We start from the raw sequence: 13,790 nt of genomic DNA, 5'->3' as shown, positions 1-13,790 counted from the left end.
ATCCTCCCGGGTTGTCAGAAACTGGCCTGCAGTGACAGGTAGGCACCGCGCTGGTCTTCCAGAGTGGCAACGTCACCAAGATTGACCAGGGCGGCCGTGACCGACAAGCGACGGTCGGGTACCCAGGCTACGAAAACATCCCACCAGTCGTCCTCGGTGGCGAAACCCAGGTTGTCCGGTTTCTGGCGGTATTCGGTACCCACCAGCCACTGGCGGGTCACAAACAACCCGACACTGCCTTCAAACATCGCCTCGTAGCTGTCGTTACGGTCGCCACCGAAACCCAGGAGGCCGCCCTGGTTGGCCTTGGTCCCGCGAACGGTGGCATTGACCAGCAGATTGCGATCCATCACCGCCGCGAAGAAGAGTTTGCTGCCTCCGACGTAGATATCGGTGCCGCTGTCATCTTTGGCGCCGATGGCGTCGGGTACGGTAAACTCGCGGTTGCGTTTGTGCAGAAGCCCGGCTGACCATTGCCCCCAGGGGCTGTAGAGGGCGTCGCCGGCGAGTCTCACTTTGAGCCCGAAAACGTCCTGTACCAGTTCGTCCTCTTCAAGGCCAAAGCCGTTTTTCAGGGTGAACACCAGGCTATCCAGGTCCAGAGTCTGGCGTGCCAGCGTGAGCTCAACACGATTGTTCCAGGTGACGCCTGTCCCGACCACCGACAGGGTATAGTCGTCGGTTTCGGCGCGGGACAGGGTCAGCGTGCCCCCCCACTCTTCATCGCTGGCATAACCGCCAAGCAGGGCCCAGGGTGACAGACCGCCCCCGGCGGCACCCCCGATGGACGTTACCCCACCGGTGGCCCAGAGTCTGCTGCCCGTGTCTGCGAACAGGTTCGCCGATGCCGTTAATGCCAGTAAACCGGTGCCTAGTACCCTGGCCAAGCGTGTCATGACGTGGTTTCTCCTGCGTATCTGAGTTCCTGCTGACGGTCCGTCAGCGACTGTTCTGTCTCCTTCAGGTCGCCAGCGGCGACGGGGCGGCTGAGAAAGTACCCCTGCCCGATCTCGCAGCCCCAGTCCCGCAACAGCGCCCAGCTTTCGGCGTTCTCGATTCCTTCCGCGACAACCCGCAACCCCAGGCCATGGGCCATATCTATGGTGGAGCGCACGATGAGCTGGTCCTGGGGTTCGGTATTCAGGCGCAGGACGAAGGATTTGTCGATCTTGAGTTCCTGCACCGGCAGGTTGCGCAATTGCGACAGCGAGGAATAGCCCGTGCCAAAGTCGTCCACCGACAGTGTGACACCGAGTTGGCGTAAGCGCCGCAGGGTTTCAAAGGCCGTTTCGGGTTCCTCCATCAGGGCGCTCTCGGTTACCTCCAGAGTGATACTGGACATGGGTAACTGCCATTGGGAGAACGCCTCGGCAACTTCCTTGGCGAGTTCCGGGCGGGTCAGGTCGAGCGCCGACAGGTTGATGGCAACACCAATATTCAGGCCCGCGGCGTGCCACTTGCCAGCATCGTTGGCAACACGGCGGAGGATGTGTCGGGTCAGTTCGGTGATCTGGCCGGATTGCTCCGCCAGGAAAATGAATTCTTCCGGCGAGATGAACCCCAGGTCCGGGTGAATCCAGCGCACCAGTGCTTCGGCCTGATGAAAGCCGGCAGACGCCATATCAAGTTTGGGCTGGTAGTTCATATGCAAGCCGTTGCTGGCAATGGCGTGGTGCAGATCAGAGATCAGCTGAAGTTCCCTCAGGTGGTTCTCATCCTGCCCTGGCTGATAATGGGTTACGGGCAGCCGGCTTTTTTGTGCCTGTTCGAACGTGAGGTTCAGGCGCCTGCGAACCTGGTCGGTATCGATGGCGTCCTGGGGTAGCTGCAGCGTAACCATGGTGCAGCGAAGGGAGAACGGAGTGTTGTCGATGAACAACGGCGATTCCACGATTTCGCTGATCCTGGTGGCAAGTTTATCGAGCTCGGATTGCGGCTGGAGACCAGTCATCATCAGGAATTCGGCGCCTCCGGTCCTTGCCAGTGCTGAGCTGCCGGGCAGTGCTTCCTCCAACCTGGCCGACACCGCCTGTAAAACCTTGTCCCCGAACTCGAGGCCCAGAGTGTCATTGACGTCAGAAATATCATTGAGGCGCAGGCCCATCAGGCTGCAGGGGCGGTGGTTGTCGAATTGCTCCCGCAGGCGCGACAGGAAGGCGTTTCGATTGGGTAGCCCGGTAATTTCATCGTGGCTGGCGGCGTAGTGTATCTGCTCCTCGCGGTCCCGCAGTTTGCTCAGCATGTCGCCGAGCGCCCTGCGTAATTCGGCCAGTTCACCGCCGGCGCGGATACGGGGAGGTGCGGGCGTGTGGCCATCGCCGATGGCCTTGGCATAGTCCGCCAGTTGCAGGACTGGTTGCCCCATGTTGCGAGCGATAATGAGCGCAATCAGGGCAGCCAGCACCAGAACGGCACTGACCAGCGTAAGAATTTCCACAGCACGCTCATAGTAGTTGCTGAGACGGGCCTCACGGTTGATTAAGAGCAGCAGCTGCAGGGCCGGCGTTTCGTCCCCGGTCAGGCTTATGATGCGGGTGAAGTAATGTGTACTCTCAAGAAACTGGTCCTCGCCGGACGTCCTGGCCATGGCATTGTTCAGTTCATCGAGCCTCGATGCGTTGATGGAACCCGGGTCGGTAAGAATCTGATAACTGCCTTCCTCACCAGAGGAGGCCCTGAACAACACCTCGGTTCCGCTTAGTCGACCGATAATGTCGGTAAGATCATTGTTGAGGTTAAAACCGGCAATCAGCCATGCCCTTAATCCAGGTGCTTCCACCGGAATGGTGAGCAGTTCAAAGCCGTCCGCACCGAAAACGCTCATCTGGCTGGCAAAGCCTGTTTGTCGCGCCTTGGAGAGCATTTCTGTAACCAGCGGGCTATTGGCAAACGCATCGGGCAGCCCATCGGTGTCGGCAAGGATATGCCCGTCGCTGCCAAGCAAGACGGCAAAATCGGCATTCACCCTTCGGGCCTGATTGGTCAGCGCACTGTCTGTGGTGGCGCGATCTCCGCTGGCGACGGCAGAGCGAAAGCCAAAATCACGGATCACAACGTCCAGCCGGGAAAGAATCAGGCTGGTGCGGCGCTCAAGCACCTCCTCTGCCACTTGCTCGCCGAGACTCAATTGCTCAAGTGCACGTGCCTTTTCATCCTCGAACAGGTAAAGCATCAACAGTGCACCGATGCTCAGGCTGACGATGGCCACCATGGTGACCATGACGGTCACCAAACGTCCACGAAACCCTATTCGGCTAGCGACCGCCATCAAAGCTCCCGGAAACGTTCTTGCAGGCCATCCAGCCTGTCATCACTCGCGGGTTCCGGGGACAATTCCACCGACAGTTCGAGTGATGCAGGGTAGGGTTGCTCAACGGTGAATCGGGCCATACGGGTGTTGTCTGTCAATCGGGGGTGCCATATCTGGAGCTCAATCTTACCGGACCCATCGTCTGCCGACGGCGGAATCTCAACCGTCAAACGGCCCTGTTCATCGGTTCGGCCGGAGGGTGCGCTGTCGGTGACCAGAATAAACGCCTGCATGTGGTCATGGATGTTGCAGCCAATTTCCACCACACCGGTCTTGTCGAAGACAACCGGTTCCGTCGGACGTCCGGCGTATAGCTCAATGTTGAATGCCTTGGCGGGTGAGAATGAGTAGACGTGGTGCTGAGTGTTGTCCTGGTTGGGAAAATCCACTCTGGAATTCTTGGGTATGATCAACGTATGGGGGTGAAAGTTGCGATTTTTTTGGACAATCTCAGCTTCTACGGGGGATTCCGAGAGGCCGTTTTCCAGAATCACCACGGCATTGGCGACCGGCTTTCCTGACAGGTTATCGGTCAGTTGAAGAGGTACGGTGTTGGTCTCGGCGCCGTTGCAGAGAGAGCCTGCAAGCAACAGAAACAGGGTAACGGTCAGCTTGTACATCAATGTTGTTCATCCGTATTTTCTAAAGACCCGCTCCTAACGACAAGCGTATGTGGTTACGGACCAGCAGGTTTTCCCAATAGTGTCTCATCCAGTCCCATGCAACGTTCCTTGTCTGTTCTACGAACGGGTCCAAGTTTAGTTCGTAATAGTCCGGTGAGCCGGCAATCTGCAACACGGTGACGGTGATGGACTGGTCCAGTTCGTTGGCGAACGGTTCGCCGATCAACTGATGCGCCAGCAGATTTGCCCGTGTTGCCTCCACGTCGACCAGTTCGCTGGCGCGGGTGGAGCGGTTGTTCTCGTACATTTCCTCCATCAGGCGGTGGCAGAGATAGGCTCGGATCAGAAGCCCGTCAAGGCCATCATAACGTACCAGAAGAACCGACGGTTGAGTAAAATAACCGATGGCAGCCTCTACAAAAGGCGCAAACAACTCGGCCTTGCCGGCTTCTCTCGCACAGGCTTCCACGCACTCAATCAGTCGTGGCGCCATTTCGATGTACTCAATGGCAAACTGGAACAGGCAGGTCGCCGGTTGGTAACCGTCAATGGTGATGGTGGCAGGCAGCGACGACGCCCTTTCCCGCATCTGCTTGAGAAAGGTGCCGGAACGGGCTTCCTGCCGTCGGGCCTGATCAATGATGTCGAGAACTACCTTTGGTGTCATTTCAGGAGATGCCGGTCTCTGAACGGAATGGGGTCGCAAGGCGCCTCCCGTTATACGCATGGGATCGTCAGGGGCATGGGGAAGCGGCTGGCTACCGCAACATGCCTGCCTTTTCTCACAAGTGTAGACGAGATTTAACAGGCTGCTGTGGTGTGTGCATTAAACCTGAACGTGTTGTCCATGGATTGGCTTCAAGCTTCTTCACTGTTCTGAAAACCAGCGATCGTGCCGCGAATGGCTCAAAAACAGCCAACCCATGGAAATTGCCCGTGCCAGCATCAGGCAGATCAGCGAGAACCACAGTCCATGATTACCCCACCCGGTCGTCAGCCACCAGACCGGGAGGAAGACCACCAGCGCCGAAAACAGCATGGTGTTCTGCATGTCCCGTGTGCGGGTTGCGCCGATAAACACGCCATCCAGAAGGAAGCCCCACACCGAGGCCAGCGGCAGCATCCACAGCCAGGGCAGATAGTCCCAGGCGGTTGCGCGCACTTCCTCGATACCGGTCAGCAAGCCGATGAGGAAGCGCCCGCCAAGAACAAAGGCGACGGTAAACAGCACGGAACCCCACAACGACCACCGGAATGCCACCCGAAAGACGTTTTTGAACTGGCGCCGATTGTTTCTTCCCACCGCTTCACCAATCAGTGCCTCGGCGGCATTGGCAAAGCCGTCAAGGCCGTTGGAAATGATCAGTAGAAAGGTAATCAGCACCGCGTTGGCGGCCAGTATGGTGTCGCCCTGTCGCGCACCCTGTGCGGTGAAGAAGGCCAGCACCAGAAGCAGGGCAATGGTGCGCACCATGATGTACCGGTTGACCTGTAATATTCTGAGGTAGTCCCGCAGCTGCCCGAACAGCGCCCGCTCAAACCCCTGGCCGTCCGGCATGCGTTTCAGCACCATGTAGAACCCGATGGCGGCCGCCGAGTACTCTGCCATCACGGTGGCCATGGCAACGCCCCGGCTGTTCCAGCCAAAACCGGTCACAAAGAGCACATCGAGAACAATGTTGAGCCCGTTGGCCACAATCAGCATGACCATGGGGCCCCGCGCGTACTGGGTGCCTATCAGCCAGCCCACCAGCGTGTATTGGCAGAGCACGGCCGGCGCGCTCCAGATACGGATGCTGGCGTACTCTGCTGCCAGCGCGGCAACACGTTCACTGGGGTTCATCAGAGTCAGGCCCAGTTTGATCAACGGCTGATGGAACAGAATCAGCAACAGGCCGATACCGATAGCCAGCAACACGGAGCGTAGCAGCAGGGCAATCTGCGCAAACTCATCGCGTTTGCCCCAGGCCTGGGCAGCCAGCCCCGTCGTGCCCATGCGCATAAAGCCAAAGGTCCAGTAGAGTATGCTGAACAGGTTTGCGCCCACCGCGACAGCCCCCAGATATTCCGGTGTATCGAGGTGTCCCAGCACGGCCGTATCCACAAGCCCCAGCAGCGGCACAGTGAGATTGGTGAGCATCAGTGGCCAGGCCAGCGCCCAGAGCCTGCGGTCGGTGGTGGCGAGTTGCGGAGCGGATTCTATGGGAATGAGAGGCTTTCCTTCTTTAATACATTTATGGGTGGACGGACTTTCGCATTTTTTTGATCTGTGTCTATACTGGGTTGTGTATTATCCATAGCAGACTTCCACCCTGACCTGGATAGTGTGTGCGAGCACTGTCTGGAACAGGGGGATTGGACGCAAAATCCGACAAGAATAACACTCTGTGGAGACACAGTATTATGCGCGTGCACGCTAAGCGGGCAGGTGTCCTCTTGGGCGGGCTTATGACGCCAGCGTTGTCCATGGCGGACTGGACGCTGAACATGAGTCCCGGGGTCACCGGTACCAGCAATGAAATCTTCAGCCTTCACATGACGATCCTCTGGATCTGCGTTGTCATCGGCATCGTGGTGTTTGGGGTCATGTTCTGGTCCATCTTCGCCCATCGCAAGTCCCCGGGCCGAAAACCGGCAAACTTTCACGAGAATACCCTGGTCGAGATTCTCTGGACCATCATTCCCCTCGTGATTCTGGTGGTAATGGCGATTCCTGCCACTGCAACGCTTGTGGACATGTACGACACCAGCGAAGCTGACGTAGACATCAAGGTCACCGGCTATCAGTGGCGCTGGAAATACGACTACATAGAGGATGATTTTGGATACTTTTCCAATATCACCACCAGCGATGACGAAATCTACAACCGCACCGAGAAAACCGAGAACTACCTGCTCGAAGTAGACAACCCGATGGTAGTGCCTGTTGGAGCGAAAATCCGCCTGTTGGTCACCGCCAATGATGTTATCCACTCCTGGTGGGTGCCTGCCTTCGGCGTGAAAAAGGACGCCATTCCCGGCTTTGTGAACGAAACCTGGACCAGGGTCGACGAGCCCGGTATCTATCGTGGTCAATGCACCGAGCTGTGTGGCGTAAAGCACGGTTTCATGCCTGTGGTGGTCAAGGCGGTGCCTCAGGACGAATACGATGCCTGGGTGGCTGAGCAGAAGGAGGCGGCCCAGCGTGAGCGTGAGCTGACCGAGAAAGACTGGACCCTGGAGGAGCTGATGGCACGTGGCGAAAAAGCCTATGCCAGCGCGTGTGCTGCCTGCCACCAGGCGGACGGTAGCGGTGCGCCGCCAGCATTCCCGGCTCTGAAGGGCAGTAAAGTCGTGACCGAAGACATGCAGGCGCATATGGATATTGTTGTAAACGGCGTTTCCGGCACCGCCATGCAAGCGTTTGGCGGTCAGCTGAGCGAAGTCGACCTCGCAGCGGTCATCACCTATGAGCGGAATGCCTGGGGTAATGACACCGGTGAAATGGTGACGCCAAAAGAAGTCTTCGAGTACAAGAATCAGGAATGATGAACCGGGTGGGGTGGAGCGAAGGCTCCAGTCCACCCTATCCAATGACGCCAGATTAATGACATCACCAGCCTGAATATACGGCGGTAACGGGGGTTTTTCATGAGTGCGGTTGCAGATACCCACGCCCAGGACGATCATCACCACGGCCCCGCAAAGGGCTTTTCTCGGTGGCTGCTGACGACCAACCACAAAGATATCGGGTCCATGTACCTGATATTCAGTTTTGCGATGTTCCTGCTCGGCGGAACCATGGCCATGGTGATCCGGGCGGAACTGTTCCAGCCTGGCCTGCAGATTGTTGAGCCGGAATTCTTTAACCAGATGACCACCATGCACGGTCTTATCATGGTGTTTGGTGCGGTGATGCCGGCCTTCGTTGGCCTGGCGAACTGGATGATTCCATTGATGGTGGGTGCCCCGGACATGGCGCTGCCGCGAATGAACAACTGGAGCTTCTGGCTCCTGCCCTGCGCGTTCCTGATTCTGGTGTCCACGCTGTTTATGGAAGGGGGGGCGCCCAACTTTGGCTGGACCTTCTACGCGCCATTGTCGACGACCTATGGCCCACCGAGCACCACGTTCTTTATCTTCGCCGTTCACATCATGGGTGTGTCGTCGATCATGGGTGCTATCAACGTGATCGCCACTATCCTGAACATGCGGGCACCAGGCATGACGCTGATGAAGATGCCCCTGTTCGTCTGGACCTGGCTGATTACGGCGTTCCTGTTGATTGCCGTTATGCCGGTGCTGGCCGGCGTCGTCACCATGATGCTGATGGACATCAACTTCGGCACCAGCTTCTTTGATGCCTCCGGCGGTGGTGACCCGGTACTGTTCCAGCATGTGTTCTGGTTCTTCGGGCACCCCGAGGTCTACATCATGATCCTGCCTGCGTTCGGGGCGGTGTCCCACATTATTCCGGCGTTCTCCCGCAAGCCGTTGTTTGGCTACGCCTCGATGGTATATGCGGTGGGCGCCATCGCCCTGCTGTCGTTTGTGGTCTGGGCTCACCATATGTTCACTGTCGGCATTCCCATCGCCGGTCAGCTGTTCTTCATGTATGCGACCATGCTGATTGCCGTGCCCACGGGCGTGAAGGTGTTCAACTGGGTGGCGACCATGTTCCGGGGGTCACTGACCTTCGAGGCGCCGATGCTGTTTGCGGTCGCCTTCGTCATCCTGTTTACCATCGGCGGTTTCTCCGGCCTGATGCTGGCCATTGCACCGGCTGACTTCCAGTATCACGATACCTACTTCGTGGTAGCACACTTCCACTACGTACTGGTACCGGGCGCCATCTTCGGCATCTTTGCCTCGGCGTATTTCTGGCTGCCCAAGTGGACCGGCCATATGTACGACGAAACACTGGGCAAGACGCATTTCTGGCTGTCGTTCATCGGTATGAACCTGGCCTTCTTCCCGATGCACTTCCTCGGTTTGGCGGGTATGCCGCGGCGTATTCCGGATTACGCGCTGCAGTTTGCCGACTTCAACATGGTGTCCAGCATTGGCGCATTCATGTTTGGTGCCAGTCAGATCCTGTTCCTGGTGATTGTGGTCAAGTGCGTCAAAGGCGGTGAAAAGGCCTCTGCCCAGCCGTGGGACGGTGCCGAAGGCCTTGAGTGGACAGTGCCCTCTCCGGCGCCCTACCACACCTTTGCCACGCCGCCGGAAGTGAAGTGAAACAGAGGCTGACTGGCGCCCACAACAACAAACGATAACGGATAAGCCATCGGAGATTGTCATGGCGGAAAACCAGACGTACTACGTTCCGGAACAGAGCAAGTGGCCGATTGTCGCCACCGTCGGGCTGGGGGTTACCCTCTACGGCGCGGCGGCCATTATGGTGAACGGCCAGCAGGGTGAGAGCACCACCGGCTCCTGGGTGATGTTCTTGATCGGTTCCCTGATCATGGCCTACATGCTGTTTGGATGGTTCGGGACCGTCATCAAGGAAAGCCGGTCAGGCCTGTACAGCCCACAGATGGATCGTTCCTTCCGCTGGGGTATGAGCTGGTTCATTTTTTCCGAGGTCATGTTCTTCGCGGCTTTCTTCGGTGCCCTGTTCTACACCCGGATGTTCGCGGTGCCCTGGCTTGGCGGTGAAGGCGACCGTGGCAGTTCCAATATCCTCTGGGAAGGTTTCCAGGCGACATGGCCGCTGATCAACAATCCTGACCCCGACGCCTACCCGGCACCGGAAGGCATTATCGGCCCCTGGGGTTTGCCACTGATCAACACCATTCTGCTGGTGACGTCGTCCTTTACGGTTACGGTTGCGCACCATGCCCTCAAGGAAGACAACCGCAAGAAGGTCAAACTCTGGCTGAGCGCCACCATTGCGCTGGCGCTGATCTTTGTGTGTGTCCAGGGCTATGAATACGCTCACGCCTATCAGGATCTGAACCTGACCCTGCAGTCCGGCATTTATGGCAGCACCTTCTTCATGCTGACCGGGTTTCACGGCGCCCATGTGATACTGGGTACCCTGATGCTCACGATCATGTTGATCCGCATACACAAAGGCCATTTCACCGGCGATTACCACTTTGGTTTCGAGGCGTCGGCGTGGTACTGGCACTTCGTGGATGTGGTCTGGCTCGGGCTGTTCGTCTTCGTTTACGTGCTCTGACGACGCGCGTCAGGGGGTCGGATTCAGGGTCAGGCCCCCTTGCCATACCGAAATCAGAATGACTGCCAGCAGCAGTACGCTGAGGGCGACCCGCAACGCCAGGGAATTCAGGACACGGTTCGTTTTCCCGCCATCCCGGATCAGGAAGAACAGACCGCTGAACAGGCTCACCAGAACGGCCAGCATGAGTACGACAATGAGAATCTTCAGCATGGGAAATCCTGTAAACGGGAATGTAGATCCAGAGCCCACTATAGCAGAGCATGTCTGATCCAACCGATCGTTCTCGTCGCCAATGGCACTTTGATTGGCGCCTGTTGGTGTTCGCCGGCTTCTTTCTGCCGGTACTGTTAGGCCTGGGGATCTGGCAGCTGGAGCGAGCAGGAGAGAAACAGGCCCAGCTTGAACAGTGGCAGCAACAGGCCGTAAACCTGAGCTGGTCGCAACATCTGGCGGCCGGCCACGAAGCCGGGCAACCGGTGACACTGTCCGGCCGTTACAGCGAGGTATCCTGGCTCCTCGATAACCGTACACGCGATGGCGCGCCGGGCTATGAGGTACTGACCCTGTTCCACCCGGTTCAGGGCCGCCCGGTGGTTGTGAATCGCGGTTGGGTACAAGCTCCCCGGCGACGTGATCAACTGCCCGATGTCAGTTATCCGTCCGGAGAGCTTAGTGTGAAGGGGCGGTTGAGTGAGTTTCCGGAACCCCCGGTGCTCAAGTCCGTGCCATCTGACAAAGCGGGCTGGCCGAAGCGAACACAGTCGCTGTCCCACGGGCAGGCTCGGGAAATTGAGAATGATGTTGCCAGCCTGGTACTCAGGCTTTCCGGGCCGGAGCAACCTGGCGCCTACCGCGCCGACTGGGCTCCAGACCGGATGGGGCCACAAACCCATTATGGATATGCGGTGCAATGGTTTTCACTGGCCATCGCGCTGGTTATATTGACGGTCGTAGCGAGCTATCGCAAAACAGGAGTCCGTAATCACAATGACAACGGCTGAGCGCATGGACCAGAAAGACCCGGACGACAACGTCTCTCCAGAGCAGGTACGCCGCGGCAGGCGAACCGCCCTTTTACTGTTTGCCATCGGTTTCGGCCCGATGATTTTTGCCACTATCATGTACTACACCGGCTGGCTGAATCCTGCCGGCAATAGCAATAATGGCGAGCTGATCCAGCCGCCGGCGCCCCTGGCTCAAATGCAGCTTCAGGGAGCCAGCGGCAACCCGCTTGTCGACCGCTTTGGCCCTGACGAACCCGACGCCGAATGGATGATGGTGGTGGTTTCCGAGCAATGCGCCTCGGAGTGTGAAGAGCTTCTGTATCTGGCGCGCCAGGTCAATATTGCCCTGGGCAAGAATGCTAACCGGGTAAATCGTTCGGCCTGGCTCGGCACTATCCCTGACGATCTTTCGGCTCGCTGGAGCGACGAATACAGCTCCATGGAACGGCTGAGTATCCTGGAGGGCCGCGCTCCGAAATGGCCGTCCGGCATCAACCCGGAGCACCAGCCACGGATTCTGCTGGTGGACCCCTTTGGTAACGTGATCATGCACTACGGCACCGAACACACGGGAAAGGATATGCTGAAGGATCTGAAACACCTGTTGAAGCTGTCACAGATCGGCTGACCATCAGTAACCGGAGATGCCCCGTTGAACACCACCCAACCCCGTCTTTCCCGCCCGGCCCACCTCATGGCGCGCTGGTCGCTACTGGCCACCCTGCTAGCGGTGGTCGTCATCATGCTTGGGGCCTGGACCCGATTGGTGGACGCGGGCCTTGGCTGTCCGGACTGGCCCGGTTGTTACGGGTTTCTGACGGTGCCCCATGATGAGTCGCGGATGGCCATCGCCAATGCGCGCTTTCCCGACACGCCCGTCGACGTGGAAAAAGGCTGGCCTGAAATGATCCACCGATACGCCGCCGGCACGCTGGGGCTGGTGGTGTTTGGCCTGGCGGCCTACGCGTTCCGTCATCGTCGTGACGGCGTGCCGCTTCGGTTGCCACTGTTTATTGCTGCCTTCATTCTGCTCCAGGGCGCCTTCGGCATGTGGACAGTGACCCTGAAGCTCTGGCCGCAGGTGGTTGCCCTGCACCTGTTAGGGGGCTTTACCACCCTGAGCCTGCTGACACTGCTCACGCTTCGCCTACGCCGTAGACCGCAACCTGAAGGGGAATCACCCGGCGCAGGCCGGCCCCCCGGGTTGCGCCGTTTCCGGCCGTGGCTATACGGTGGTCTGGCGCTGGTTGTTATGCAAATTGCCCTGGGGGCCTGGACAGCGGCCAACTACGCGGCTGTGGCCTGTACTGACCTGCCCACCTGCCAGGGCGAATGGTGGCCGGCTGAGATGGACTTCCAGCATGGGTTCGATGTCACCCAGCATGTGGGGCCGAATTACCTGGGCGGGCAGCTAACGGCTGACGGTCGTGTCGCCATCCATGTCAGTCACCGGCTGGGAGCGATGATAGTGCTTGCGTACTTCACGGTTTTTCTGGCATTACTGTGGCGCAGGACAAAGCGAACACCACTGGCGTGGCATGTGCAGCTGGTGGCCGTGGCCCTGGTTGCGCAGATTGCGCTGGGCCTGGCCAACATCGTGTTTCATATACCTCTGTCAGTGGCGGTGGCGCACAACGCAATGGGCGCAGGGCTTTTGCTGGCAGTGATCAATCTGCTCTGGCGATTTCATCAACAGGCCCTGCCAGAGGCAGCAAAAACAGAACCTACAACAACAATCGAGCGAGAGGTGACGGCATGAGCGAGCACGTAAAGGCACTGCCGGCGCAGGGAACGACCAACGAGTCCGCTGCCGCGGGCATTTCCTGGCGGGATTTTCTGGAGCTGACCAAGCCCACTGTGGTGGCGATGATGATCCTCACCTCAGTCATAGGCATGCTACTGGCCACACCGGGCGTGCCGGGTTGGGAGGTTATGCTCTACGGTAACCTGGGCATCGCCCTGCTGGCGGGCGCGGCAGCCGTGGTCAATCACGTGGTGGATCAGAAAATCGACACGGTCATGGCCCGTACCCGCAAACGGCCCGTCGCCACCGGGAAAATCTCGCCGCTGGACGCACTGCTGTTCGCAACGGTGCTGGCGGTTGCCGGCATGGTCATCCTGGTGTGGCAGGTGAATGCGCTGACAGCCTGGCTGACCCTGGCGTCACTGGTGGGGTATGCGGGCGTCTACACCCTGTTTCTCAAGCGTATGACCCCGCAGAACATCGTTATCGGTGGCCTGGCCGGCGCGATGCCGCCTTTGCTGGGCTGGACCGCGGTGACCGGGCAGGTGGAAGGTCACGCCCTGTTGCTGGTGCTGATCATCTTCGCCTGGACGCCACCGCATTTCTGGGCACTGGCCATCCATCGCAAGGAAGAATACGCCAAGGCCGGTATTCCCATGCTGCCAGTCACCCATGGCAACAAGTACACAGAGTTACATATACTCCTGTACACCCTGATGCTGCTTGCTGTCAGCCTGCTGCCGTTTGTCACCGGTATGTCTGGCGTTATCTATCTGGTGGGTGCACTGGCCCTCGGCCTGCGTTTCCTGCAGTATGCCGTACGGTTGCTCAGAGGTGATGACCGTCGTGTTGCGCTCAACACCTTCAAATATTCCATCACCTATCTGATGGCCCTGTTTGTGGTGCTGCTGGTCGACCACTTTGTGTTTTTCTGAATGCT

The 13,790-nt window shown here is 58.5% G+C and carries 13 protein-coding genes; 7 read left to right on the top strand and 6 right to left on the bottom strand.

Going from position 1 to position 13,790, the window contains the following annotated elements; genetic code table 11:
• Nucleotides 1-14 precede the first annotated feature (14 nt).
• The 5 genes from SIC19_RS10070 to SIC19_RS10050 all read right to left on the bottom strand — a co-directional run bounded on the left by SIC19_RS10070 (nt 15) and on the right by SIC19_RS10050 (nt 6,073).
• Complete coding sequence (locus SIC19_RS10070; protein WP_036211837.1) at nt 15-896, bottom strand: DUF3034 family protein; 882 nt, start codon at nt 894-896, stop codon at nt 15-17.
• Complete coding sequence (locus tag SIC19_RS10065) at nt 893-3,268, bottom strand: putative bifunctional diguanylate cyclase/phosphodiesterase (protein WP_075196384.1); 2,376 nt, start codon at nt 3,266-3,268, stop codon at nt 893-895. The genes SIC19_RS10070 and SIC19_RS10065 overlap by 4 nt, the downstream gene beginning before the upstream one ends.
• On the bottom strand, nt 3,268-3,930 hold the full coding sequence (locus SIC19_RS10060) for a methylamine utilization protein (RefSeq protein ID WP_041332744.1): 663 nt from the start codon (nt 3,928-3,930) through the stop codon (nt 3,268-3,270). Before SIC19_RS10060 ends, SIC19_RS10065 begins: the two co-directional genes overlap by 1 nt.
• Nucleotides 3,931-3,952: 22 nt before the next feature.
• Nucleotides 3,953-4,600 carry a hypothetical protein gene (locus SIC19_RS10055; protein WP_036207815.1) on the bottom strand — a complete coding sequence of 216 codons (648 nt, stop codon included), beginning with the start codon at nt 4,598-4,600 and terminating at the stop codon, nt 3,953-3,955.
• A 201-nt stretch (nt 4,601-4,801) separates the two neighbouring features.
• Entirely contained in the window at nt 4,802-6,073 is a 1,272-nt protein-coding gene (locus SIC19_RS10050; RefSeq protein ID WP_197061327.1) for an MATE family efflux transporter, read from the bottom strand.
• 263 nt (nt 6,074-6,336) lie between these two features.
• Between SIC19_RS10050 and coxB the strand changes: the two genes are divergently transcribed.
• The 3 genes from coxB (at nt 6,337) to SIC19_RS10035 (ending at nt 10,099) form a co-directional block, all read left to right on the top strand.
• Nucleotides 6,337-7,461, top strand: coding sequence for a cytochrome c oxidase subunit II (gene coxB, locus SIC19_RS10045; RefSeq protein ID WP_075196382.1), 1,125 nt, complete (start codon nt 6,337-6,339; stop codon nt 7,459-7,461).
• Nucleotides 7,462-7,563: 102 nt separating this feature from the next.
• On the top strand, nt 7,564-9,150 hold the full coding sequence (ctaD, locus tag SIC19_RS10040; RefSeq protein WP_075196381.1) for a cytochrome c oxidase subunit I: 1,587 nt from the start codon (nt 7,564-7,566) through the stop codon (nt 9,148-9,150).
• A 61-nt stretch (nt 9,151-9,211) separates the two neighbouring features.
• A complete protein-coding gene (locus SIC19_RS10035; protein WP_075196380.1) occupies nt 9,212-10,099 on the top strand; it encodes a cytochrome c oxidase subunit 3 in 888 nt (295 codons plus the stop codon).
• A gap of 9 nt (nt 10,100-10,108) precedes the next feature.
• On the opposite strand, the gene SIC19_RS10030 is transcribed toward SIC19_RS10035, so the two are convergent.
• Complete coding sequence (locus tag SIC19_RS10030) at nt 10,109-10,312, bottom strand: twin transmembrane helix small protein (protein ID WP_007152938.1); 204 nt, start codon at nt 10,310-10,312, stop codon at nt 10,109-10,111.
• A 50-nt stretch (nt 10,313-10,362) separates the two neighbouring features.
• On the opposite strand from SIC19_RS10030, the gene SIC19_RS10025 reads away from it, so the two are divergent.
• The 4 genes from SIC19_RS10025 to cyoE are packed head-to-tail and all read left to right on the top strand — an operon-like array spanning nt 10,363 to nt 13,785.
• The gene (locus SIC19_RS10025; RefSeq protein WP_075196379.1) at nt 10,363-11,103 is read left to right on the top strand and encodes an SURF1 family protein; all 741 of its coding nucleotides are present in this window, start codon (nt 10,363-10,365) and stop codon (nt 11,101-11,103) included.
• Nucleotides 11,090-11,734: a hypothetical protein gene (locus SIC19_RS10020; protein ID WP_051946976.1), complete on the top strand. Its 645-nt coding sequence runs from the start codon at nt 11,090-11,092 to the stop codon at nt 11,732-11,734. Before SIC19_RS10025 ends, SIC19_RS10020 begins: the two co-directional genes overlap by 14 nt.
• A 24-nt stretch (nt 11,735-11,758) precedes the next feature.
• Nucleotides 11,759-12,865, top strand: a complete 1,107-nt coding sequence (locus SIC19_RS10015) for a COX15/CtaA family protein (protein WP_369810871.1) — start codon at nt 11,759-11,761, stop codon at nt 12,863-12,865.
• The gene (cyoE, locus tag SIC19_RS10010; RefSeq protein ID WP_036207795.1) at nt 12,862-13,785 is read left to right on the top strand and encodes a heme o synthase; all 924 of its coding nucleotides are present in this window, start codon (nt 12,862-12,864) and stop codon (nt 13,783-13,785) included. The genes SIC19_RS10015 and cyoE overlap by 4 nt, the downstream gene beginning before the upstream one ends.
• The last annotated feature ends 5 nt before the right edge of the window (nt 13,786-13,790 follow it).

This window comes from Marinobacter sp. MIT930201 (assembly GCF_047122665.1).
GTDB classification, from domain to species: Bacteria; Pseudomonadota; Gammaproteobacteria; order Pseudomonadales; family Oleiphilaceae; genus Marinobacter; species Marinobacter salarius.
The sequence above is the reverse complement of the archived record's forward strand: the minus strand, read 5'-3'. Positions and strand labels throughout refer to the sequence as shown.

Bases quoted from the DNA above. Each gene is read 5' to 3' on its own strand.
- SIC19_RS10070 (WP_036211837.1), bottom strand. From the start codon at position 896: ATGACACGCTTGGCCAGGGTACTAGGCACCGGTTTACTGGCATTAACG.
- SIC19_RS10065 (WP_075196384.1), bottom strand. From the start codon at position 3,268: ATGGCGGTCGCTAGCCGAATAGGGTTTCGTGGACGTTTGGTGACCGTC.
- SIC19_RS10060 (WP_041332744.1), bottom strand. From the start codon at position 3,930: ATGTACAAGCTGACCGTTACCCTGTTTCTGTTGCTTGCAGGCTCTCTC.
- SIC19_RS10055 (WP_036207815.1), bottom strand. From the start codon at position 4,600: ATGACACCAAAGGTAGTTCTCGACATCATTGATCAGGCCCGACGGCAG.
- SIC19_RS10050 (WP_197061327.1), bottom strand. From the start codon at position 6,073: ATGCTCACCAATCTCACTGTGCCGCTGCTGGGGCTTGTGGATACGGCC.
- coxB (WP_075196382.1), top strand. From the start codon at position 6,337: ATGCGCGTGCACGCTAAGCGGGCAGGTGTCCTCTTGGGCGGGCTTATG.
- ctaD (WP_075196381.1), top strand. From the start codon at position 7,564: ATGAGTGCGGTTGCAGATACCCACGCCCAGGACGATCATCACCACGGC.
- SIC19_RS10035 (WP_075196380.1), top strand. From the start codon at position 9,212: ATGGCGGAAAACCAGACGTACTACGTTCCGGAACAGAGCAAGTGGCCG.
- SIC19_RS10030 (WP_007152938.1), bottom strand. From the start codon at position 10,312: ATGCTGAAGATTCTCATTGTCGTACTCATGCTGGCCGTTCTGGTGAGC.
- SIC19_RS10025 (WP_075196379.1), top strand. From the start codon at position 10,363: ATGTCTGATCCAACCGATCGTTCTCGTCGCCAATGGCACTTTGATTGG.
- SIC19_RS10020 (WP_051946976.1), top strand. From the start codon at position 11,090: ATGACAACGGCTGAGCGCATGGACCAGAAAGACCCGGACGACAACGTC.
- cyoE (WP_036207795.1), top strand. From the start codon at position 12,862: ATGAGCGAGCACGTAAAGGCACTGCCGGCGCAGGGAACGACCAACGAG.